Origin of the sequence: Paenibacillus sp. CAA11 (genome assembly GCF_003060825.1) — a bacterium.
Classification (GTDB): domain Bacteria; phylum Bacillota; class Bacilli; order Paenibacillales; family Paenibacillaceae; genus Fontibacillus.
In genome coordinates this window covers 2,921,582-2,944,058 of sequence record NZ_CP028922.1, presented here as the reverse complement: position 1 = coordinate 2,944,058, position 22,477 = coordinate 2,921,582, and the positions used below count along the sequence as shown (strand labels likewise).

The 22,477-nt window shown below is 51.4% G+C and carries 20 protein-coding genes; 19 read left to right on the top strand and 1 reads right to left on the bottom strand.

The features are described 5' to 3' along the window. Positions 1 to 22 precede the first annotated feature (22 nt). The 17 genes from DCC85_RS13680 (at position 23) to spoVM (ending at position 19,090) form a co-directional block, all read left to right on the top strand. Positions 23 to 2,818: a calcium-translocating P-type ATPase, SERCA-type gene (locus tag DCC85_RS13680; RefSeq protein ID WP_108466100.1), complete on the top strand. Its 2,796-nt coding sequence runs from the start codon at positions 23 to 25 to the stop codon at positions 2,816 to 2,818. 95 nt (positions 2,819 to 2,913) lie between these two features. Next, positions 2,914 to 3,750, top strand: coding sequence for a diaminopimelate epimerase (gene dapF, locus DCC85_RS13675; RefSeq protein ID WP_108466099.1), 837 nt, complete (start codon positions 2,914 to 2,916; stop codon positions 3,748 to 3,750). A gap of 299 nt (positions 3,751 to 4,049) precedes the next feature. After that, positions 4,050 to 4,934 (top strand): YicC/YloC family endoribonuclease, encoded by an 885-nt coding sequence (locus DCC85_RS13670; protein ID WP_108466098.1) that lies wholly within the window; start codon positions 4,050 to 4,052, stop codon positions 4,932 to 4,934. Positions 4,935 to 4,971: 37 nt separating this feature from the next. After that, positions 4,972 to 5,232 (top strand): extracellular matrix/biofilm regulator RemA, encoded by a 261-nt coding sequence (remA, locus tag DCC85_RS13665; RefSeq protein WP_108466097.1) that lies wholly within the window; start codon positions 4,972 to 4,974, stop codon positions 5,230 to 5,232. 13 nt (positions 5,233 to 5,245) lie between these two features. Then, entirely contained in the window at positions 5,246 to 5,818 is a 573-nt protein-coding gene (gmk, locus tag DCC85_RS13660; RefSeq protein ID WP_108467867.1) for a guanylate kinase, read from the top strand. Positions 5,819 to 5,859: 41 nt separating this feature from the next. Continuing rightward, a complete protein-coding gene (gene rpoZ / locus DCC85_RS13655) occupies positions 5,860 to 6,090 on the top strand; it encodes a DNA-directed RNA polymerase subunit omega (protein WP_108466096.1) in 231 nt (76 codons plus the stop codon). Between the two features lie 181 nt (positions 6,091 to 6,271). Further along, positions 6,272 to 7,492 (top strand): bifunctional phosphopantothenoylcysteine decarboxylase/phosphopantothenate--cysteine ligase CoaBC, encoded by a 1,221-nt coding sequence (coaBC, locus tag DCC85_RS13650; protein ID WP_108466095.1) that lies wholly within the window; start codon positions 6,272 to 6,274, stop codon positions 7,490 to 7,492. Continuing rightward, the gene (priA, locus tag DCC85_RS13645) at positions 7,492 to 10,008 is read left to right on the top strand and encodes a primosomal protein N' (protein ID WP_108466094.1); all 2,517 of its coding nucleotides are present in this window, start codon (positions 7,492 to 7,494) and stop codon (positions 10,006 to 10,008) included. The genes coaBC and priA overlap by 1 nt, the downstream gene beginning before the upstream one ends. 223 nt (positions 10,009 to 10,231) lie before the next feature. After that, positions 10,232 to 10,714 (top strand): peptide deformylase, encoded by a 483-nt coding sequence (def, locus tag DCC85_RS13640; RefSeq protein WP_108466093.1) that lies wholly within the window; start codon positions 10,232 to 10,234, stop codon positions 10,712 to 10,714. Positions 10,715 to 10,738: 24 nt separating this feature from the next. Further along, positions 10,739 to 11,662, top strand: coding sequence for a methionyl-tRNA formyltransferase (gene fmt / locus DCC85_RS13635; RefSeq protein WP_108467866.1), 924 nt, complete (start codon positions 10,739 to 10,741; stop codon positions 11,660 to 11,662). Continuing rightward, the gene (gene rsmB / locus DCC85_RS13630) at positions 11,659 to 13,038 is read left to right on the top strand and encodes a 16S rRNA (cytosine(967)-C(5))-methyltransferase RsmB (protein ID WP_108466092.1); all 1,380 of its coding nucleotides are present in this window, start codon (positions 11,659 to 11,661) and stop codon (positions 13,036 to 13,038) included. The genes fmt and rsmB overlap by 4 nt, the downstream gene beginning before the upstream one ends. Positions 13,039 to 13,183: 145 nt before the next feature. Further along, positions 13,184 to 14,230 (top strand): dual-specificity RNA methyltransferase RlmN, encoded by a 1,047-nt coding sequence (rlmN, locus tag DCC85_RS13625; RefSeq protein ID WP_108466091.1) that lies wholly within the window; start codon positions 13,184 to 13,186, stop codon positions 14,228 to 14,230. 6 nt (positions 14,231 to 14,236) lie between these two features. Then, complete coding sequence (locus DCC85_RS13620; protein WP_108466090.1) at positions 14,237 to 15,013, top strand: Stp1/IreP family PP2C-type Ser/Thr phosphatase; 777 nt, start codon at positions 14,237 to 14,239, stop codon at positions 15,011 to 15,013. Then, positions 15,010 to 17,184, top strand: a complete 2,175-nt coding sequence (gene pknB / locus DCC85_RS13615; RefSeq protein ID WP_108466089.1) for a Stk1 family PASTA domain-containing Ser/Thr kinase — start codon at positions 15,010 to 15,012, stop codon at positions 17,182 to 17,184. Before DCC85_RS13620 ends, pknB begins: the two co-directional genes overlap by 4 nt. Before the next feature lie 48 nt (positions 17,185 to 17,232). Further along, positions 17,233 to 18,141, top strand: coding sequence for a ribosome small subunit-dependent GTPase A (gene rsgA, locus DCC85_RS13610; RefSeq protein ID WP_108466088.1), 909 nt, complete (start codon positions 17,233 to 17,235; stop codon positions 18,139 to 18,141). A 5-nt stretch (positions 18,142 to 18,146) separates the two neighbouring features. Then, positions 18,147 to 18,815, top strand: coding sequence for a ribulose-phosphate 3-epimerase (gene rpe, locus DCC85_RS13605; RefSeq protein WP_108466087.1), 669 nt, complete (start codon positions 18,147 to 18,149; stop codon positions 18,813 to 18,815). A 194-nt stretch (positions 18,816 to 19,009) separates the two neighbouring features. After that, positions 19,010 to 19,090, top strand: coding sequence for a stage V sporulation protein SpoVM (gene spoVM / locus DCC85_RS13600; RefSeq protein ID WP_036621610.1), 81 nt, complete (start codon positions 19,010 to 19,012; stop codon positions 19,088 to 19,090). Between the two features lie 113 nt (positions 19,091 to 19,203). Here the strand turns inward: spoVM and rpmB are convergent, their stop codons facing one another. Then, positions 19,204 to 19,392 carry a 50S ribosomal protein L28 gene (gene rpmB, locus DCC85_RS13595; RefSeq protein ID WP_108466086.1) on the bottom strand — a complete coding sequence of 63 codons (189 nt, stop codon included), beginning with the start codon at positions 19,390 to 19,392 and terminating at the stop codon, positions 19,204 to 19,206. 374 nt (positions 19,393 to 19,766) lie between these two features. On the opposite strand from rpmB, the gene DCC85_RS13590 reads away from it, so the two are divergent. Beyond that, entirely contained in the window at positions 19,767 to 21,560 is a 1,794-nt protein-coding gene (locus tag DCC85_RS13590; RefSeq protein ID WP_108466085.1) for a DAK2 domain-containing protein, read from the top strand. A gap of 29 nt (positions 21,561 to 21,589) precedes the next feature. Further along, positions 21,590 to 22,459: a DegV family protein gene (locus tag DCC85_RS13585; protein WP_108466084.1), complete on the top strand. Its 870-nt coding sequence runs from the start codon at positions 21,590 to 21,592 to the stop codon at positions 22,457 to 22,459. Positions 22,460 to 22,477 lie beyond the last annotated feature (18 nt).

Sequence of the window (22,477 nt, the reverse complement as noted above, 5' to 3'; positions counted from 1 at the left end):
AAGTGGGAGGGGAAGAAAGACCATGGAACAAAAAAACTGGCACCGGTGGAGTGCGGAGGAACTGCTTGGGCATTTCCAAGTGAACCCAGAGCAGGGCCTGTCTGGGGAGGAGGCCGTCAAGCGGAGGGAGGAATATGGCCTAAACGAGCTGGCCGAAGCCAAGCAGGTATCTCCGCTGCTTCTGTTCCTGAATCAGTTCAAGGATTTTATGATGCTTGTGCTCATGGGAGCTACGCTGATTTCAGGCTTGCTTGGCGAGTATCTGGACGCGATCACCATTGTAGCAATTATCGTATTAAACGGTCTGTTAGGCTTTATTCAGGAATTCCGGGCCGAGCGGTCCCTTCGAGCGCTCAAGCAGCTTTCCGCTCCGCATGCCAAGGTGCTGCGTGAAGGCAAGACGGTATCCATTCCGGCGAGAGATTTAGTTCCGGGAGATATCGTTGTGCTGGAGAGCGGAGACCGAGTTCCGGCGGATATTCGCTGGCTGAAGACACAAAGCTGTGATGTGGAGGAATCGGCTCTGACAGGGGAATCTCACCCTGTAGGGAAGCATAATCTTCCGATCTCCGAGGAATCGGTGCCTATTGGAGATCAGAAGAATCTTGGATTTATGGGGACTATGGTAACCAGAGGGACGGGAAAAGGCATCGTCATTCGTACAGGTATGGATACGGAAATGGGCAAAATTGCCGATTTGATCCAGACCACGGAGAGCCAGCAGACCCCTCTTCAGCACCGTTTGGAACAGCTGGGCAAAATTCTGATTATCGTAGCTCTTGCTCTCACTGTATTGGTTGTGGCAGTAGGGATTCTTCGCGGACATCCTGCAGGCAGCATGTTCTTTGCAGGAGTGAGTCTGGCGGTAGCTGCTATTCCTGAGGGGCTGCCGGCGATTGTGACCATTGCTCTCGCCCTTGGCGTGCAGCGGATGATCAAACGCAAGGCTATTGTACGCAAGCTGCCTTCTGTGGAAACGCTGGGATGCGCTTCCGTGATCTGTTCGGACAAGACGGGAACGTTAACCCAGAACAAAATGACGGTGACCCGGGTCTGGCTAGAGGGGCGGGAGCTCCAGGTGACGGGAGAAGGCTACGAGCCAAGAGGAGATATTTGGGAAGATGGCCGTCCTGTGGACCTCCGTAAAGAACAAGGACTGCAGAGATTGCTCCAGATCGGCGCTTTATGCGGAAATGCTGAAATTGTAGAGACTGACGAAGAGGAAATGCGGTCTAAGCGCAAGAACAAGGAAGAGTCTGTGTCGAGATGGATTTTAAAGGGAGATCCGACCGAGGGAGCGCTGGTGGCTTTGGCTTCAAAGATGGGGATGGATGCGGCATCGCTTGCGTCCTCCTATTTCAAAGAGAAGGAATTCCCCTTTGATTCGAAGCGTAAGCGGATGTCAGTCATTGTATCGCATCAAGGAGGTAAGCTCTCTCTGGTAAAAGGTGCACCCGATATGCTGCTGGATAATTGCACGCACATTCTTTGGGGTGGAAAAGTAGTTCTGCTGACCGGTTCATTTCGCCAGAAGATAGCTGCTGCGAATGAGGCAATGGCTCGTAGTGCACTGCGGGTTCTAGGTTTCGCCTACAAGGAACTTCGTACGCCCGACCAGGCAGGCAGCGAAGCTGGCGCGGAATCCCAACTGATCTTTGTTGGCTTGGCTGGAATGATTGATCCGCCGAGAAGCGAGGCGAAGGAAGCGATATCTACCTGCCGGCGGGCAGGCATTAAGACGGTGATGATTACAGGAGATCACGGCCTTACGGCGGAAGCTATTGCGAACGAGTTGGGAATCCTGCCAAGGGGTGGCCGCGCCATGACAGGGAAGCAGCTCAGCACCCTTGATGACCAGCAGTTGGATGATCTGGTGGATGATGTTTATGTTTACTCGCGCGTATCCCCCGAACATAAGCTAAGAATTGTAAAATCATTGCAGCGAAAAGGGCATGTCGTTGCGATGACGGGGGACGGCGTGAACGATGCTCCGGCCATTAAAGCCGCAGACATTGGAATTGCCATGGGCATTACCGGTACAGACGTATCCAAAGAGGCATCCTCTTTGATTTTGAACGATGACAATTTTAGCAGCATCGTGTCGGCTATTGAAGAAGGGCGTAATATTTACGAAAATATTCGGAAGTTTATCCGCTATCTGCTTGCCTCGAATGTTGGGGAAATTCTGACCATGTTTTTTGCGATGCTTGCCGGGCTTCCACTCCCACTGCTTCCGATTCAAATTCTCTGGGTGAACCTGGTGACGGACGGACTTCCAGCCATGGCGCTGGGCGTGGATCAGCCGGAAAAGGATCTTATGGAACATAAGCCAAGAGGGGCGAAGGAGAACATTTTTGCAAGGCGTCTGGGCTGGAAAATTATTAGCCGGGGCGTTCTGATCGGACTGTGTACACTTGGTGCGTTTTGGCTAACTCTGCATATTGCTCCCGATCAGCCCGATCAACTGCTTAAGGCTCAATCTGTAGCCTTCGCCACATTGGTTATGGCCCAGCTTATTCATGTATTTGACTGCAGAAGCTCCCGCTCGATTTTTCACAGAAATATTTTGCAGAACAAATACCTGGTGCTTGCCGTTCTATCGTCCATTGCACTCATGCTGGTGGTGATGTATATTGAACCGCTTCAGCCGATCTTCAAGACCGTTCCGCTGGGGTTGCGTGAATGGGCCATTACTTTAGTTGCTGCAGGGATTCCTACCTTCTTGCTCGGAGCAGGAAGTGTATGGTCCGGGAATCGGCGGCGTCCGGCAGGTCCTAAGCAAACCTTAAGAACGAATAGTACAAAGATTCATGCATAAAATGAATAGCGTTTCGCTTGCGATCCGCCTAAACTTATATCATGACCACGAACATGTTATGATGGATGCTTAGGAATGAAGGAGTGGGATCAGGAGTGGAATTTACAAAGATGCATGGGATGGGTAATGATTTTCTAGTATTTTTCGGGCAGCAGCAAGTTCCGGAAAATGTGTCCGAGCTGGCCATCAAGTGGTGCAACAGGCATTTTGGGGCGGGCGGTGACGGGCTAGTGTTCATCCTGCCTTCAGAGCGCGCTGATTTCCGCATGGTTATCATCAACTCAGACGGGACGGAAGCTGAACAATGCGGTAATGCGATTCGCTGCGCTGCAAAGTATGTATATGACTTCGGCCATACGAATAAAGAGGAAATCACCATAGAAACACTGGGGGCTGGCGTACAGCCGGTCAGCTTAACGGTCGAGGGCGGTAAAGTAAAGTCCGTTCGCGTAGACATGGGAGAGCCAGTATTGGAGGGGAGAAGCATTCCCACCACGCTGGAAGGAGATTCAATTATCAACAAGCCGATTGAGGCGGGTGGGCGCGAGTTTCATTTTACAGCCGTATCTATGGGGAACCCACACGCTGTTATTTATGTAGATGACGCGCCTCACTTCGACCTTGCTTATTGGGGGCCGCTGCTGGAGACACATGCTTACTTTCCTCGGAAGGTGAACGTTGAATTCGCTACCGTGACAGGGAAGGATCGGATAGAGATGAGGGTATGGGAACGCGGAGCCGGACCAACATTGGCCTGCGGCACCGGCGCATGCGCTACCTTGGTCTCCTCCGTGCTTAACGGTTTGACGGGACGATCCGCTTGGATTGGCCTTCAAGGAGGGGACCTGTACATCGAGTGGAAAGAAGAGGATAACAGGGTATACATGACAGGTCCGGCCGACATTGTTTATCAAGGATCCTTGCAGGTATAGGGAGGCTCCTGGTTTGCTGGCGTCATCTACATCAGGTTTACAAGAGCCCTCGACTAAGATATAGCGGGGGCTCTTTGCAGTCTGCTGGCGAAGGGCATGTCATCTCCTGGCCTGTTTTTAAAGGCCGTGAGGGATGATGTCGGGAGCTTGTGGAAAGAATGCGGAGTATCCTGCATGTTCACAGACCTTGTTTCTCGTCTTACTTTGACGAAATATGATGGACTAACGTCGAAAGAGCGCAAAGCCTACTTGTTTCGCTCATAATTATCAATTACAATAGTGTAACGGATGTGATGCCGATGTCATTCAGTATGACCGGATACGGTCAGTCCGCCAAGCATTTTGGCGGCTATGTTGTTCAGTTTGAAGTAAAGTCTGTCAATCACCGGTACAGCGAAGTTGTTCTCCGTATGCCTAGAGAATGGACTTGCTATGAAGACGGTTTGAGACGTCTGGTGCAGCGGTACGTCAAGCGCGGACGGATTGATGTATTCATCAATCGGGAGAAGGAGGAACAGGCTGCTCCTCAACTTGTGCTGAATTCTTCCGTTGTTCGGAGTTACCTGGCTGCGGCAGAGGAGCTGGCTGCAGACTTCGGTGTAGACGGAGGGATTTCTTCGGCCGAACTGCTGAGCATGCCAGGAGTCATGGTTCCTGCGGATACAGACTCTGGGGCTGAGCAGGCGGCTGCATGGGAAGCTGTCCTTGTCGAAGGACTGGAGGAGGCTCTTAGCGGACTGCTGGAAATGCGAAGAAGAGAAGGCCTTCATCTTGCAGAGGACCTCACGAAGAGGCTTGCCCGAATCGAAGAAATCCATGCCGAGTTGGTTCAGCTGGCTCCTACAGTGGTTGAGGACTATCGCGTTCGTTTGCGAACCCGGCTGTCTGAGCTGCTGGAAGAGCCGCTTGATGAGCAGCGTTTTAGTATGGAAGTGGCCGTCTTTGCTGATCGCTCTAACATAGATGAAGAGCTGATCCGTCTGAAGAGTCATCTGCAGCAGTGCGGCAGTCTCTTGAACAACCGGGAGCCTGCGGGAAGGAAACTTGATTTCCTAGTTCAAGAGATGAACCGTGAGATTAATACGATTGGATCCAAAGCCAATCATTTAGCAATAGTCAACCGTGTGGTCGAATTAAAGGCAGAGCTTGAGAAAATCCGCGAACAGGCGGCCAATCTGGAGTAGCTGATTCGTCACACAATATAGGGGGAACAACCTTAAGATGGCAATCAAACTCATTAACATCGGCTTTGGCAATATCGTATCTGCTAACCGCATCATTTCTATTGTCAGCCCGGAATCTGCGCCGATCAAACGAATCATTCAGGAAGCCCGGGATCGCCATATGCTGATTGATGCTACATACGGGCGCCGCACTCGTGCGGTAATTATCACAGATAGCGACCATGTGATCCTGTCTGCGGTTCAACCGGAGACGGTTGCACATCGTCTATCTACTAAAGAAGACGACAACGATGAATAAAATGGAGAGTAATATGGCAAAAGGGTTACTTATTGTATTATCAGGCCCCTCTGGGGTAGGCAAAGGGACGCTGTGCACCGAACTAAGACGGCGTCTACCTGATTTGGTATACTCCGTCTCGGCAACAACGCGCCAGCCGCGTATGGGAGAAGAGAACGGGGTTAACTATTTTTTCAAGAGCCGTGAGCAGTTCATTGAGATGATCGACAACGATCAACTGCTTGAGCATGCTGAGTATGTTGGTAATTTCTACGGAACACCGAGGGATTTCGTCGAGAAGACCATCGAAAGCGGCAGGGATATTATTTTGGAGATTGAGGTTCAAGGCGCACTTAAGGTGAAGGAGAAGTTTCCAGAGGGTGTCTTTGTGTTCCTCCTGCCTCCTTCCATCGATGAATTGAAAGAACGGATCGTAGGGCGCGGAACAGAGAACCAAGCGACAATTGATCACCGGATGTCGGTAGCGGTTGACGAGATCAGCCTGATGGAGCATTATGATTATGCGGTGGTTAACGATGAGATTGATTGTGCGTGCAAGCGAATAGAAAGCATTATCATCGCCGAACATTGTAAAGTGCGAAAATAAAGAGAAGAGACCCTATGGTCTCTGGTGAAGAGGTGTAGAGCGTGCTGTATCCATCTATTGATAAAATGCTCGAGAAAGTTGACAGTAAGTATTCGCTGGTTGTGGCGGCTTCCCGCCGGGCAAGACAGCTTAGAGAAGGCGAGAATAGCGAACTCAAGCAGCCTAAATCCAATAAGCAGGTAGGCGTTGCCTTGGAAGAGATTTATGGCGATTATGTCCGCATTAAGCGTGATGGACAGGAGCTTGCTGATTCCGAACAAACAGAGAAATAACACCTGCCGCCCTGTGGGCGTACGATAACAACCGCAAGGTTGTTATTTTTTTACTATATACAATGCAGCTTGCATCTTTAGAAACGGCGGCCAGCCTAACAGTTAGGAAGGCACCGTTTCTTCTTGCTGTAAGTCAGGATGTGTGAGGAGAGCGAAATAAGAGAAGGTGAGGGGATCCATAGTGTTAACCGGTAAAAGAATTGTGCTGGGAGTTACAGGGGGAATCGCTGCATTTAAGGCGGCATCATTATGCAGTAAGCTGGTTCAACAAGGAGCAGAAGTCCGAGTAATTATGACAAGTTCTGCAACGAAGTTCATTACGGAACTTACGCTGCAATCCTTATCCAAGGCTCCGGTATATACAGATACTTTTGACGAGAAGAACCCTGCTGTGATTGCTCACATTAATCTGGCGGACTGGGCGGACCTAGTGCTTGTAGCTCCAGCAACAGCCAATATCATCGGGAAAATGGCTGCGGGGCTAGCTGATGATATGCTATCTACTACCTTGCTGGCTACAGAAGCCCCGATTATGCTGGCCCCGGCTATGAATGTGCATATGTACCAGCATCCAGCCGTGATGCGTAATCTTGCAGAGCTTGCAGCCCGAGGAGTCATGCTGGTTGAGCCTGGGGAAGGGCTTCTGGCTTGCGGATATGTAGGCAAGGGGCGTATGGAGGAGCCGGAACAAATTGTAGCCGTAGTCGGAGCCTATTTTGAACGCCAAGCCCGCTATCAGAGTCTGCCGCTTGCCGGAAAAAAGGTTGTTATCACGGCTGGGGGAACGATTGAACGCATTGATCCTGTCCGGTATATCACGAACGACTCTTCCGGCAAGATGGGCTTTGCACTGGCCGAAGCAGCCAGAGAGCTCGGAGCAGAGGTGCGTCTTATTGCAGGAAGCACTCAGGTAGCTCCGCCGCCAGGAATTCAGGTTCAGCGGGTACAATCCGCGGAGGACATGCTGCAGGCCGTGATGGCAGAGTTCAGTGATAGTGATATCGTGATTAAGGCTGCCGCGGTGGCGGATTATCGGCCTGCTGTTACACAGGAGCGCAAGATCAAGAAATCCGGTGATACGATGACGCTTGAGCTGGTAAAAACAGTGGATATTTTGGAGCAGCTGGGCAAGCACAAGCAGAGACAATTTCTCATTGGATTTGCGGCAGAGACTCATGATGTAGAAAGTTACGCTATGGATAAATTAAAACGGAAGAACTGCGATCTCATCGTGGCTAACGATGTGACGGTTGAAGGAGCTGGATTCGGAACGGATACGAACGTGATCCAAGTGTATGATGCAGAGGGCTTAGCGTTATCCCTTCCTAAAGTCTCTAAGCGTGAAGCTGCCCTGCAAATTTTGGAGCTGGCTTGCGGCCGGCTGACGGGAGCTTCCCGCTGATGAACCGTATCGCAAAGGTGATCGTTGACGTGCCTAGCCGGGACACGGATCGCCCGTTTGATTACCTGATCCCCCCTCATATGGCGGAGTGGATTGAAGTGGGCAGCCGGGTTGGCGTGCCGTTTGGACGCCGCACGGTTCAAGGCTTTGTAGTTGCTCTTGCGGGGGAGTCGGAGATGGCCCTTTCCAAAATCAAGCCGATTCAGGAGCTTCTGGATCATCTCCCTCCCTTGCCGCCGGATTTGGTGGAGCTCGCGGGATGGATGAGCCGGCAGTACGCTTGCACTCTGACGTCTGTTCTTCAGGTTATGATTCCTTCAGCCTTGAAGGGGAAGGCCGAACGCTATATCCGGGTTGCTGAAGACCCAGCGGATGAGGATACCTTATTTACAGCAGCCGATGTGCTCACACGGCCAGAGGCTGACATTATGGATTATATCCGCGCTTCTGGACCGGTAACGCTGGCTCATTTGAGCCAGCGTTATCCTGACGGGGGTCATTTGATCAAGACGCTGCTTGGCCGGGGGCTGCTTCTGGAGAGCCAGGCCATTAAAGATAAGTTGAAGATCAAGACGGTGAAGACGGTATCCGCTGCCGTGCAGGGAGAACAGGCGGAGCAGGCGCTCGCTTCCTTTACCAAGCAGGCCAGAAGGCAGAAGGAAGTGCTTGCCTTTCTGCTGGAGGTAGGCATTCCCATCTCGATGCAGGAAGTGCTGACTACGCTTGGAGTGACGGCGGGGACAGTGAAGAAATTAGCGGAAAAAGGCTATGCTATTATCGATGATGTTGAGGTGTACCGCGATCCTTACCAGGACCGGAGGTTTAAAGCGACGGAGCCTTTAGCGCTTACTGAAGAACAGCAGGAGGTCTATCATCAGATAATGGCAGTGTTGGATGCTCATACCCACGCCTCTTTTCTGCTTCATGGAGTTACTGGGAGCGGAAAGACAGAGGTATATCTGCAGGTCATAGAACGCTGCATTGGCCTTGGCAGACAAGCCATTGTCCTTGTGCCGGAAATTTCACTAACTCCGCAGATGGTTGAGCGGTTTAAGGGGCGCTTTGGCGCAAGGGTCGCCATTCTTCACAGCCGGTTATCCGGTGGGGAACGGTATGATGAGTGGCGCAAAATCCGTGAGGGTAGGGTGCAGGTGGCTATAGGCGCAAGATCGGCTATATTCGCTCCATTCTCGGATCTTGGCCTAATCGTGATGGATGAAGAGCATGAAACCTCCTATAAGCAGGAGGAGACGCCTAAATATCATGCGAGAGACGTTGCCATTCAGCGGGCTAAGCAGCATCAGGCAGCTGTCATTCTGGGGTCGGCTACGCCTTCGCTCGAAAGCTATCATGCAGCTAGATCCCAATCGAATCCGCTTTATGCTCCGATGCTGCTGGAGATGCGGCAGCGGCCGCTTGGCAGCCAGCTTCCGAAGGTGAATATCGTGGACATGCGCAATGAGCTTAAGGATGGCAACCGATCTATGTTCAGCAGATCGCTCCATGCGGCGATTTCAGCTAGGCTTGAGCGCGGGGAGCAGTCCGTTCTGTTCTTGAACCGCCGTGGACATTCGACCTTCGTGATGTGCCGCAGCTGCGGGTATGTAGCTACCTGTCCGGAGTGCGATATATCGCTGACTTATCATCAGAAATCCAATAATTTACGCTGCCATTATTGCGGGTACGCGGCACCTGCGCCTTCTATTTGCCCGGAATGCGGCAGTGAGCATATCCGGTATTTCGGAACCGGCACACAGCGTGTAGAGGGCGAGCTGGCCAAGCTGTTTCCGGGGATCCGCGTTATTCGTATGGATGTGGATACGACCAGTGAAAAAGGAGCGCATGAACGTTTGCTCCAGGCCTTTCGGGATAAGAAAGGGGACGTCCTGCTGGGCACGCAGATGGTAGCCAAGGGGCTGGACTTTCCGGATGTGACACTTGTTGGGGCCATCGCCGCGGATTCGTCCTTGAATTTCCCAGATTTTCGGGCAGCGGAGAAGACCTTTCAGCTGTTGACCCAGGTGGCCGGCCGAGCCGGACGCCATCAGCTGCCCGGGGAGGTGTTCATTCAGTCCTATACCCCGGATCATTACTCGATTGTTCATGCCAGTCAGCATGATTATCTCTCTTTTGTCCGGGAAGAGCTGAAGCACCGGAGAGCGCTGGGATATCCGCCATATTGCCGCTTGATATTGATCACACTGTCCCATGAGCAGCTTCCTGTGCTTGTCCGGATGGCGGAGAACTTTACAAGTGAGCTGCGGGGCAGAGCTCAGCGCAAAGGATGGTTCGCCAGCTTGGACAAGTTTACTGCTGAAGCGCTGGACGTGCTAGGTCCAATCGCTTCACCGATGCCTCGTCTGAAGAACCGTTATCGGTTTCAATGCATGGTGAAGTTTCGGGGGGAGCTGGATGCCGTTGGGCTTGTCCGGCAGACTACGGCAGAGATGCTGGCGGGAACCAAGGATTCATTGTTCCAAATCAGCATTGATGTTGACCCGCAGATGCTTATGTAGGATGGTTAGGCTCTACCTAGGTCCTCGCTTCAAAGGAAGGGCCTAGGTTTTAAGAGGGTCCTTAATGACTTGATAGAATGTGTAACGTTTTTGCCCGATGCTATTGTGTAAATATAATGCTCAGGTATCATATAATATGTCGATCAGAGATTTAACCCTTGAATGATTGAATTCTGGATTATTCATATATCTAACTAGATGAGCAAAGGATGGGAAGAGAACTATGGCACTGAGAATTATTGTAATGGAACCGGATGAGGTACTTCACCAGGTTGCTAAGGAAGTCACGAAGATAACCCCGAATGTACAGAAGCTGTTGACAGATATGGCGGACACGATGTATCACGCAGAGGGGGTTGGACTTGCAGCTCCCCAGGTAGGTATCCTGAAACGGATGATTGTAGTGGATGTAGGTGATGAGAATGGTCTGATTGAACTCATCAATCCTGAGATCGTCTCGAAGGAAGGAGAACAGTTCGGTCCGGAAGGATGCTTAAGTATCCCAGGCCTGCGCGGAGATGTTAGACGTGCCCAAAAGGTGACTGTAAAAGGGCTGGACCGGAATGGAAACGAAGTGACCTATACGGGAACTGATCTGCTTGCCCGGGCGTTCCAGCACGAGATTGATCATTTGAACGGGGTGCTCTACACGGATTTAGCAGAGCGTGTCTATGAGAATCCTCCAGAAGAGGAAGGGAAGGAGTGACGTTCTTTGGTAAATATCGTATTTATGGGAACGCCTGCTTTTGCGGTGCCTTCCCTGGAAATGCTAATTAACGAAGGCTATAACGTCGTGGGAGTTGTGACCCAGCCGGATCGTCCCCAGGGCCGTAAGAGGATATTAACGCCGACCCCTGTTAAAGAAGCAGCGCTTGCACATGGGCTTCCTGTGCTGCAGCCACAGCGTATGCGCGCTCCAGAAGCTGTAGCTGAGGTGGCGGCGCTTGCCCCCGACCTGATTGTTACCGCAGCTTACGGACAGATTTTGCCGAAGCAGGTGCTTGATCTTCCTAAGCACGGTTGCCTTAATGTGCACGGCTCTCTTTTGCCGAAATATCGGGGAGGTGCTCCGATTCAGCGCGCGATTATAAATGGCGAGAAGGAGACTGGCATTACACTGATGTACATGGCTGAAGGCCTGGATACGGGAGACATGATTGCACACAAGATCGTTCCAATTCTTGACGAGGACACCTCAGGCACCATGTTCGAGAAGCTCAGCGTGGCCGGTGCTGAACTGCTAAAGGAGCAGCTGCCGTTAATTCTTGAAGGCAAGGCAGAACGCATCCCTCAGAATGACGCAGAGTCTACATATGCATCCAATTTAACTCGGGAAGATGAGCGGATCGACTGGAGCGCGTCATCCCGGGAGATTTACAATCGGGTTCGCGGCCTGGTTCCATTCTCTGGAGGCTTTACGCTCTGGAATGAAGAGGTGTTCAAGGTATGGTCGGTAGAGTTGCCTGCTGATTCCTCCACACAGGGAGGACAAGCTCCAGGAACGGTGCTGGATGTTTCATCGCGAGGAATTGAGGTCAGCACTGGGGACGGATCTGTGATCTTGACCCGGGTTCAGCCGGCGGGCAAGAAGGCGATGGAGGCCGCGGAATTTGTCCGGGGCGGCTTGTTGTCCAAAGGAGAGGTGTTCTCTTGAGCAGCCAGAAGGGTCCAAAGGGAGGCGCTCCGAAGACGGCGAGGGATACGGCTCTTTATGTGCTGACCCAGGTCGATCAGGAGGGAGCTTACAGCAATTTAATGCTCAATGGAGCGCTGCAGAAGGCAGGCTTGTCTAGTGCAGATGCGGGGCTTGCTACAGAGCTGGTCTACGGGACGATCTCGCGAATGGCGACGATTGATTACTATCTTGGTAAGTTTGTGACCAAGGGGCTCGGTAAGCTTGCTCCTTGGGTTCGGAATTTGCTCCGCTTAAGCTTCTATCAGCTGTACTATTTGGATCGCATTCCGGATCACGCCGCCGTGAACGAAGCGGTAAATCTGGCGAAGAAGCGCGGGCACCAGGGCATTGCAGGCATGGTCAATGGCGTGCTGCGGAACGTCATTCGCCAGAAGGATGAGCTCAAGCTGCCAGAGGATTTGCCGGCGGCCAAGCGCATTGCGCTGGAGCATTCCCACCCGCAGTGGATGGTGGCTCGCTGGATCAAGCAGTACGGTGAGGAGACGGCAGAGGCAATCTGCCGTGCGAATAATGAGCCGCCTGCAGTTAGCGTCAGGGTGAACCGCGCAAAAGCTACGCGTGAACAGCTGCTTGAGCAGCTTGCCAAGGAAGGCGTTGTGGCCGAGCCGTCCAAGCTCTCCGAAGACGGAATTATTGTGGTGAGCGGCGGGAATATGGCGCTTTCGCCTTGGTACCGCGAAGGGCTGCTGTCTGTACAGGACGAAAGCTCCATGCTGGTGGCAGCGGCTGTCGGTGCAGCGCCGGGAATGGCGGTGCTTGACTGCTGTGCAGCTCCTGGAGGGAAGAGCTGTCACATTGCTGAGCGTATGGCAGGAACGGGCGAAGTAATCGCCAATGATGTGCATGCGCATAAAGCGAAGCTCATTGCCGATCAGGCAAAGCGGCTGAGCCTTAACAATGTTCATGTGCAGACGGGGGATGCTCTTGCTCTGCCGCAGCGTTTTGAACCGGCGAGCTTTGACCGGATTTTGCTGGATGCGCCATGCTCCGGTCTTGGGGTAATTCGCCGCAAGCCTGATTTGAAGTGGGCTAAGACTACAGAAGATGTAGAAGCAATTTCGCTGCTTCAGCGGGAGCTGCTGGATGCCGTCAGCGGCCTGCTTAAACCGGGCGGAGTGCTCGTTTACAGCACCTGTACAATGGAGCGTACAGAGAATGCGGAGGTGGTGGAGGATTTCCTTGCCCGGCATTCTGAATACACTGAGGCTCCCTGGGAAATGAACGTTCCCGCTTTGGAAGATGCGCTGGGCCGGGAGAGCACAGGGCTTCAAATACTTCCTCAGGACGCGGGTTCGGATGGTTTTTATATAGCCAGATTGATCCGTAATTCGTAGCTTTGCGGGTCTTCTCCCCCGCCCGCTGGCTCTGCCAGCGGGTTTTGTACTTTAGTGTCTTTTGGTTTTATGCTAAAATGGGAAGAATGAGTGGGTAAAGAATCTTTTTTGGCTATATAATTAATACAGAACAGGTGAGTGAATAGTGAAACCTTTTATATATGATTATACTTTAGAAGAACTGCAACAGTGGGCTGTAGAGAATAGCGAGCCGGCATTTCGCGGGGGGCAGATTTTTGATTGGCTTTATGTCAAACGAGTATCCTCTTTTGATGAGATGACGAACTTGTCCAAGTCTTTGCGGCAGAAGTTAACCGAGCAGTTCGAGTTCGTGACGCTGAATGAGATCACGAAGTTTGAATCCAAGGATGGAACGGTGAAGTTCCTCTTCGGCCTGCATGATGATCATGCGATCGAGACCGTCATCATGAAGCATAATTATGGGAACAGCATCTGTGTAACCACCCAGGTGGGCTGCCGTGTAGGCTGCACCTTCTGCGCTTCTACATTGGGCGGCTTGAAGCGTGACCTCACGGCGGGCGAGATTGTTGCCCAAGTCGTAAAGGCCCAGCAAATTCTGGATGAGCGCGGGGAGCGTGTAAGCAGTATTGTAATCATGGGAACTGGCGAACCGTTTGAGAATTACGATGCCACCATGAAGTTCTTGAGACTGATGATCCATGAGAAGGGCTTGAATATCGGTCAACGGCATATTACTGTATCAACTAGCGGGATTGTTCCAAATATTTATAAATTTGCGGATGAGAACACTCAGATTAATCTGGCGATCTCCATTCATGCTCCTAATGACGCGCTGCGTTCCAAGCTGATGCCGGTTAACCGCCGTTTTCCGTTTAATGACGTAATGGATGCGCTCCGTTACTATCAGGCGAAGACTGGACGGAGAATTACGTTTGAATACGCCTTGATCGGCGGCGTGAATGACCAGGTGGAGCATGCTGAGGAACTGGCTGATGTTCTAAAAGACATGCTGTGTCATGTGAATCTGATTCCGGTAAACCATGTCCCAGAACGCAAATATGTGCGGACATCCCGAAATGATATCTTCAAATTTCAGCGTGCTCTGGCGGATCAGGGTATTAATGTAACGATTCGCCGTGAGCAAGGACATGACATTGCGGCAGCCTGCGGACAACTGCGGGCCAAGCATATGGAGGCTGGTGCGAGGTGATTTTATTTGATTAGAACTGTGTATGTGAGTGATGTTGGACATGTTCGTTCTGTCAACGAAGATTCTTCTTGGGTAGCTCCCTTAGAGCAGGGCTACACGCTCGGGATCGTAGCGGATGGAATGGGGGGGCATCAAGCAGGAGATACGGCAAGCCGCCTGGCGGTGGAGACGATTGTTGAAGACCTCTCTGCCATCCCGGCTGCGCTCTCTCTCGAAGCCTGTGGAAAGGCCGTGCAGGATGCGATTCTTCATGCGAATCAAGTGATTTATCAGGCGGCCTCACAGAGTGAAGAGTATCACAATATGGGAACAACCGTGGTTGTTCTTCTGCTGGGACAGGACAAGGGCGTGCTTGGACATATCGGTGACAGCCGTGCCTACAAGTACAGGGATGGACAGTTGTTTCAGCTCACCGAAGACCATACGCTTGTCAATGAGCTGGTGAAGAATGGCCAGATTAGCCAAGAAGAGGCCGGAATGCATCCGCGCCGCAATGTGCTGACTCGTGCACTGGGCACAGATGAGAAGGTTGCCGTTGATTTGAACTCCATCGAGTTTAGTGAAGGTGATCTGTTCCTTCTGTGCAGTGACGGACTAAGCAGTTATGTATCTACGGACCGTATGGTTCAGATTTTAGGAACGGCGGGCGGCTCTTTGCAGAGCCGTGCCGAAAGTCTGCTGCAGCTGGCGCTTGATGCCGGAGGAGACGACAATATTACGGTCGTGCTTATGGAACGTCAAGCGGACTCTGCGGGGCTCGGCATAAAGGAGTGGAAGTCATGATCGGTCACGAATTGGGCGGTCGTTATCAAATTATTGAACGTATTGGCGGAGGTGGAATGGCGCTCGTGTATCGAGCGCAGGATTTGCTCCTCAACCGAAATGTAGCCATTAAGGTGCTGCGCCAACAATTTGTACACGACGAAGAATTTATCCGGCGTTTCCGCCGGGAAGCCCAGTCAGCGGCTTCTTTGTCCCACCCGAATGTTGTAAGTATTTACGATGTAGGGCAGGAAGAAGATACACATTATATTGTTATGGAATATGTGGAAGGCCAGAATCTTAATGAAATTATAAAGGAGAGAGCGCCGCTGCAAGTCGATGAGGCGATTCGCATTGCTTCTCAGATCTGCGACGCGCTTGACCATGCACATCATAATCAAATTATCCATCGCGATATTAAACCGCATAATATTCTGATCGGCCGTAACGGCCGTGTGAAGGTGACTGATTTCGGAATTGCCCGGGCTGTTACTTCCACAACGATCACGCAGACAGGCTCTGTGGTAGGTTCGGTTCATTACTTCTCTCCCGAGCATGCCAAGGGCGTGGCCGCCGGGGAGAAATCGGACTTATACTCTCTCGGGATCGTTCTCTATCAGATGCTTACAGGACATCTTCCTTTCTTAGGAGAAAGTCCGATTAGTGTAGCGCTGAAGCATTTGCAGGAGGAGTTTGAGGAGCCAAGGCGACTCAATCCGATGATTCCGCAGAGCGTAGAGAACATCATTCTGAAGTCGATGCGCAAGAATCCAAATGAACGTTATCAATCTGCCAAGGAAATGCAGCTGGATCTGGAGACTTGTCTGCTTCCGGAGCGCAGAACGGAGACCAAGATCGCTTTCGACGACATGGATGAGGATAGCACGCGAATTATTCCGGCGATCAAGCCGCAGTCTAAGTCATCCGGTGTTAGACGGACCCGGGAGGAAGAAGCGCCCGTTCCTGAGCCGGATTCTTCGTCCAAGGGCAAGAAGAATCGGAAAAAGCCTGCGATGTGGGCGGGGATTGTTCTCGTTGTTATTGCTATTTTGCTGGGGCTCACCTGGTATTTTAATAAAATGTTTATTGTTCCAACAGTAACGGTGCCTAAAGTAATAGGACTGACCGAAGATCAAGCTCGGGCCAAACTGGCTGAAGTCAAGCTTGAGGTTGGTTCGGAGATCAAACGAGAGTACAAGGAAGACGTTGCTCCGGGAACGGTCTATGAGCAGAGCAAGCCGGAAGGCTCAGAGGTCAAGGAAGGCTCAACGATTGAAATTTCCGTGGCGAGCGAGAAGCCGACGGTTAAAATGCCGCCATTGACCGGTATCACTTATGAGGAGGCCCGGCAGAAGCTGTTGGACCTTGGAGTGAAGGCCGAAGCGATTAACCGAGTGGATGAGTTCAGCGATCAGACGGAAGGGAATGTAACTGCACAGAATCCGGCGGCTGATGCGGATATTGATGCGGATACAGTCAGCATCCAGCTTACTGTCAGCAAGGGGAAAGCTACGGTAGCGATGGATGACCTCTCAGGGAAGACGGTGAAGGAGGCCAAGGCTGCCATCGAGAAGCTGGGGCTAAAGCTCGCGAATGACGGCATTGAAGAGCAGTCCAGTTATTCAGTGGAGAAGGGCAAGGTCATGGACCAGTGGCCGTATAAGCCCGGTGATTCCGCCGAGCCTGGTACGGAAGTGAAGATTACCGTCAGCAGCGGTTATCCCGCCGATGCGATTACGTATTCCTATGGCATCCCAGTAGCACCGGCTGAGTCCGGCAAGAACAGCAAGATTCGGATTGTCTATTCTGATGCTACGGGCGACAATAAGGATTGGGGAACCAAGTCGATTAATACCCTGCAGACATTGTCTGTAGATTTGGTACTGGATCCGAAGAAAGACGGATACGTGTCCATCTTCCGGGATGGTCAGCAGATCGGCTCTCTCCCTGTAAGCTATATTGATGCCAAGCAGGGAACTGTTCCTGTGCCGGAGCTCCCGGGAACCGCTCAACAAGAACAGGACGAGAAATACACCGAGCCGGATAATCCAGATGTAGATAACCCGGATGATGTAACCGGCATGGTGGAGCGTCAGAATAACGAGCTGGCTTCCGGCAATGGAAATGCAACGGCAGAGAAGGCGCGTTCCAACAATAAGGGAAAAGGGCACGACAAGAAAAAGGATAACTAGGATAGCCGCTATACTCATTGAAGACTTACACGAAAGCGGGGCCGAAGAATGCCTGAAGGTCTAATCGTAAAAGCATTAAGCGGGTATTATTATGTGAAGCCGAGCGGAGGTCTGGACCAGGAATGGGTTCAATGCCGGGGCCGGGGGATCTTTAAGAAGAAGGGGATCACTCCGCTTGTCGGGGATCATGTGCTGTATACACCGACGGAGAACGGGGAAGGCACAGTGGATGAAATTCTGCCGCGGGAGACGGAGCTGATCCGTCCCCCCGTGGCGAATGCCCGTTTAGCGGTTCTGCTTTTCTCTTTGCGGGAGCCTGACCTGAATCTTCAGCTGCTCGACAAGTTTCTTGTACATATCGAGCATGCGGGTCTTCGCACGCTGATCTGCTTGACCAAGCAGGATTTATTAAGCGGAAACGAAGATGGTTCTGCTGCAGAGCTTACCCGGCAGACGGTTGAGCTCTACCGTAAGATCGGCTATGAGGTATTGGTGACAAGCTCTTTGAAAGGCGAAGGTACGGAAGAAGTGAAGCGGCGGCTTGCCGGTGAGATTAGTGTATTTGCCGGACAATCAGGTGTCGGCAAGTCTTCCTTGCTAAATGCGATGCTGCCAGGCCTTCAGCTTGAGACTAGCGAAATCAGCCTTCGCCTTGGACGGGGTCGTCATACGACCCGGCATGTAGAGCTGATCGAGCTGGATAACGGAGGGTTTGTAGCCGACACACCAGGGTTTAGCCAGCTGGACTTTCTGGAGCTTGGCGTAGAGGAGCTCTCGCCATGCTTCCGTGAATTTGAAGACTATGCAGCAGAGTGTAAGTTCCGAGGATGCAGCCACCAGCATGAGCCTGGCTGCCAGGTCAGGGAAGCGGTCGAACGTGGGGAGATTGCTTCCAGCCGTTATGAGCATTATTTACAATTCTACCTAGAGATGAAAGAGAAGAAACGGAGGTACTGACCGATATGATTAAAATAGCCCCATCCATTTTATCTGCGGATTTTTCCAAATTGAGCGCCGAGGTGCAGGAGGTGGAAGCTGGCGGAGCAGACTGGATCCATGTGGATGTCATGGACGGACATTTTGTGCCAAACCTGACGTTTGGACCGATGGTTATGCAGTCGATTGCTCCGGATACGACGCTTCCTCTAGATGTTCATTTAATGATTGAACAGCCTGAGAACTATGTTCCGGCGTTTGCTAAGGCAGGAGCTCATTTTATTACCGTTCATGCCGAGGCATGTGTACACCTGCACCGGGTGATTCATCTGATTAAGGAGCACGGAGTGAAGGCAGGGGTTGCCCTTAACCCGGGAACCCCGGTTTCGGCGATTGCTGAAGTGCTGGAATACTTGGATTTGGTCCTGATCATGACTGTAAATCCCGGTTTTGGAGGACAAGCCTTCATCCCTGGAACCTTGCGCAAGATTCGGGAGGTTCGCGAGCTCCAGGTGAAGTATGGAATTCCTGAGCTTCATGTTGAGGTCGATGGCGGAATTACGGCGGAGACTGCTCCGCTTGTCGTTGAAGCAGGAGCCGATGTGCTTGTTGCCGGCAGTGCGGTATTTGGCCGCAGCGACCGGGCATCTGCGATTGCGGATCTTCGCAGCAGTATTGCTGTACAAGGTCAATAAGGTCTTTTGTTTAAAATCATGAAAAGGGACAGGCACGCTCTTCGCCATTAAGGAATAGGCGGTGCCCGGTTCGCATAAAAATGGTTACATGAGCACGATTCTCATGTAGCCTTTTTTTTGTGCATGAATACACAGGCTATGGACCAGGAACATAAAATAAGGTGAAGCCATGAGAATGATGGGGAGGGTGAAACATGAAATTTTACACATTTAAGCTGCCGAAGTTCTTAGGAGGTTTTGTGAAGGCTGTTCTCAATACATTTCATAAAAATTAAATAGAGACGGCGTACGGGTGTCGCTTTCAATAACTGAAGATACCTGTAGAAAGGCATTAAAAAAGCACCTCTCCCGGGAAAAGGTGCTTTTTGTTTATATGCGTATAAGGGAATTAAACGCGAGTCACTTTGCCGGACTTCAGCGCACGGGTACTTACGTATACGCGCTTCGGCTTGCCGTTGACCAAGATCCGTACTTTCTGCACGTTTACGCCCCAAGAGCGCCGATTGCGGTTGTTAGCGTGAGACACGTGGTTACCGCTGCTTGGCTTCTTGCCTGTAACATAACATCTGCGGGACATTGAATACACCTCCTTATTCCAAGACAACTATCTTGAAAACACAACACTTTAAATATAATATCACAGCAAAAAAAGCTACGTCAACAGCTGTGTAAACATTATTTAGGCAGGGTTGGCATCTTTTATTTATTTCTCCTCTCTCTTATAGTACAATGTTGAATAGCCCATAATATTTTTGAACTAAAAGCAGGTCTTAAAGTTCAATAAAAGGATAGACCAATCTCCGGAAAATGTTTTATATATAACTAATACTTATATATTTTTTCGGGTTTGTTGACTATATAAGCATTTCTAACTAAACGCCAAACCGGCTTACAGCCTGCAGGCTGCGGGGCCAAGGCGTACGCGTATCTAGCTAGGAAGGGGAATTCTCATTGAGTAAGCGTTCTCTAATTGGAACAGATTTCACCGCAATGGTATTGGCCGGAGCGGAACAGCTTGAACAACATGCCGAACACGTCAATTCCTTGAATGTGTTCCCGGTGCCTGATGGGGACACTGGAACAAACATGAATCTAACGATGACAGCCGGGGTAACTGAATTGCGAAGAAACGGAGCCGGCGGTGTAGGCGCTCGTGCGGGTGTATTATCCAAAGGCCTCCTTATGGGCGCACGGGGCAACTCGGGCGTTATATTATCTCAATTATTCCGCGGCTTCAGCCGCTACTCGGCTTCATACGAAGAGCTTAGTCCTACGCAATTTGCTGCTGCGTTACAGAATGGGGTGGATACAGCATATAAAGCGGTGGTTAAACCGGTAGAGGGCACGATCTTGACTGTAGCCAAAGAAGCCGCAAAGCATGCTGTCTATATAGCCCGGCGCACATCGAATATTACGGAGCTCATGGGAGAGGTGCTATCCAAAGCCAAGGAAGCTTTGTCCCAAACCCCAGAGCTGCTGCCTGTGCTCAAGCAAGTAGGTGTGGTGGACTCCGGTGGACAGGGCCTTGTCTATATTTATCAGGGCTTCTATGATTATTTATCCGGCACCACAAGTTACCAGCCGGAGCTAAAGACAGCACCTGCAGTATCTGTAGGACAAGCTTCCATACCGGTCCAGGCTGCAGCTGCTTATGCCACTGAATCCCGCCCGGCCGTGGACGCTCCTGTATCTGCACAGGCAAAGCTAGAGACGGAGGATATTGAATTCTTATATGATATGGAGTTCTTCATTAACCGTCAGCTGGGCGAAGCCAAAGGAACGCCATTTGATGAGGAGTCGTTCCGGAGAGCCCTATCCCAGAACGGGGACTCCATTATCGTGATTGCTGATGATGAAGTAATCAAAGTTCATGTACACTCCAAGGCACCGGGAGAAGTGTTGAATTTAGCGCTTCGTTACGGGGAGATTACTCAAATTCATATTTTGAACATGAGAGAGCAGCACCGGGATTTGCTCACGGCTGGAATGGATATTGCTCCTGCGCCTGAGCTGTTCGCGGATATTCCGGCAGAGCCGCCTAGAACTGCAGAGCCGGCGATCCCGCCTGCGGATGAAATTGCGCCATACGGCTTTATTGCTGTGGCCTCGGGACAGGGAATATCTGATATTTTCACCAGTCTCGGTGTGGATATCGTATTATCCGGCGGTCAGACCATGAATCCGAGTACGGAGGATTTTGTTAAAGCGATTCAGTCGATTTCTGCGCAGCATGTCTTTATTCTTCCCAATAATTCCAACATTGTTCTTGCTGCTCAGCAAGCGAGGGAACTGCTGGAAGAAGAGCGCAGCGTAACCGTTATTCCGAGCAAGAGCATCCCGCAAGGCATTGCAGCCGCCTTCGCCTTCCAGGAGGATGAAAGCACGGATTGGAATGAGAGCAGTATGCTGGCTGCGGTAGCCCATGTGAAGACAGGGCAGGTTACTTATGCGGTACGCGATACCGTTTTTGATGAGCTTGAGATCCGGGCCGGGCATTACATCGGTATTGCTGATTCCAAGATCGTAGCCACAGAGGAAGGCTTGATTGCAACTTGTCAGGAGCTGCTCTCCAAAATGATCCAGACCGGGGAGGAGATTGTTACGATCCTGACCGGTGAAGAGGCCGATGAGAACGATACACTGCTGTTATCGGGCTGGCTCAAGGAACGCTATCCTGAAGCAGAAGTAGAAATTCATACGGGCGGCCAGCCGATTTATTACTATCTGTTCTCGGTAGAAGCCTAACCGTAAGATAAGACAGAGGGGGTAACAGCTTGGCACAACCGATCATTGTCACAGACAGCACAGCGGACATCCCAAGAGAGACGGTAGAGAAGCATAAGATTAAAGTTATCCCGATGCGGGTGATGTTTGGAGAGAAGTCCTATCTAGAAGGTGTAGATATGACGGCAGAGCAGTTCTATGAGCGGCTTCTGCAGACACGCGAGCTCCCTACAACATCGCAGACCTCCCCTTCGGAATATACGGAGGTCTATCGTGAGCTGCTTCAGCTCTATCCAGAGTCCCCTATTATTTCAATTCATATTTCAACCGGTATGAGCGGAACGTTCCAGTCCGCCCTGCTAGGCAAAGAAATGCTGGAAGAGGAGCTGGGGCGCTCCTTGGATATTACAGTTATTGATTCGCGGTGCGCTTCCTATGGGTTTGGCCTTCAGGTTGTTGCGGCGGCCCGCCTCGCTGAAGCAGGGGCTTCAGTGGAGGAAATTGCGGCCGAGGTAGAGCGGCTTCGCAAAGCGCGTCATCTCTATTTCTTAGTAGATACGATGGAATATCTGCAAAAAGGAGGACGCGTAGGGAGAGCAGCGGCACTGCTGGGCACCTTGCTTAATATCAAGCCCATTCTTTCCGTAGATGAAGAAGGTGTAATCTATGCAGCAGATAAAGCCCGTGGGCGTAGGAAGGCGGTTGCCCGAATTATCGAGCTGTTCCAGAATGATTTTGGGGATCACAAAGATATTAACGTGGCCGTGTGCGACGGCGTCAATCCGGAGCTGGCCGGAGAGTTCATAGAGGAACTATCCAAGCATTTCACACTGCACGAGGTTGTGCGTTCAGATATTGGGGCAGTTGTAGGTACCCATGTGGGGCCCGGCATCGTTGCCGTGTTTGTGTGGCCTGCTTAAAGCGAGGGGTCGATTCAT

Excerpts from the sequence above, each read along its gene's own strand:
- rpe (WP_108466087.1), top strand. The coding sequence starts at position 18,147 with ATGATTAAAATAGCCCCATCCATTTTATCTGCGGATTTTTCCAAATTG.
- rsgA (WP_108466088.1), top strand. The coding sequence starts at position 17,233 with ATGCCTGAAGGTCTAATCGTAAAAGCATTAAGCGGGTATTATTATGTG.
- priA (WP_108466094.1), top strand. The coding sequence starts at position 7,492 with ATGAACCGTATCGCAAAGGTGATCGTTGACGTGCCTAGCCGGGACACG.
- rpmB (WP_108466086.1), bottom strand. The coding sequence starts at position 19,392 with ATGTCCCGCAGATGTTATGTTACAGGCAAGAAGCCAAGCAGCGGTAAC.
- def (WP_108466093.1), top strand. The coding sequence starts at position 10,232 with ATGGCACTGAGAATTATTGTAATGGAACCGGATGAGGTACTTCACCAG.
- gmk (WP_108467867.1), top strand. The coding sequence starts at position 5,246 with ATGGCAAAAGGGTTACTTATTGTATTATCAGGCCCCTCTGGGGTAGGC.
- DCC85_RS13670 (WP_108466098.1), top strand. The coding sequence starts at position 4,050 with ATGTCATTCAGTATGACCGGATACGGTCAGTCCGCCAAGCATTTTGGC.
- DCC85_RS13680 (WP_108466100.1), top strand. The coding sequence starts at position 23 with ATGGAACAAAAAAACTGGCACCGGTGGAGTGCGGAGGAACTGCTTGGG.
- fmt (WP_108467866.1), top strand. The coding sequence starts at position 10,739 with ATGGGAACGCCTGCTTTTGCGGTGCCTTCCCTGGAAATGCTAATTAAC.
- remA (WP_108466097.1), top strand. The coding sequence starts at position 4,972 with ATGGCAATCAAACTCATTAACATCGGCTTTGGCAATATCGTATCTGCT.
- pknB (WP_108466089.1), top strand. The coding sequence starts at position 15,010 with ATGATCGGTCACGAATTGGGCGGTCGTTATCAAATTATTGAACGTATT.
- spoVM (WP_036621610.1), top strand. The coding sequence starts at position 19,010 with ATGAAATTTTACACATTTAAGCTGCCGAAGTTCTTAGGAGGTTTTGTG.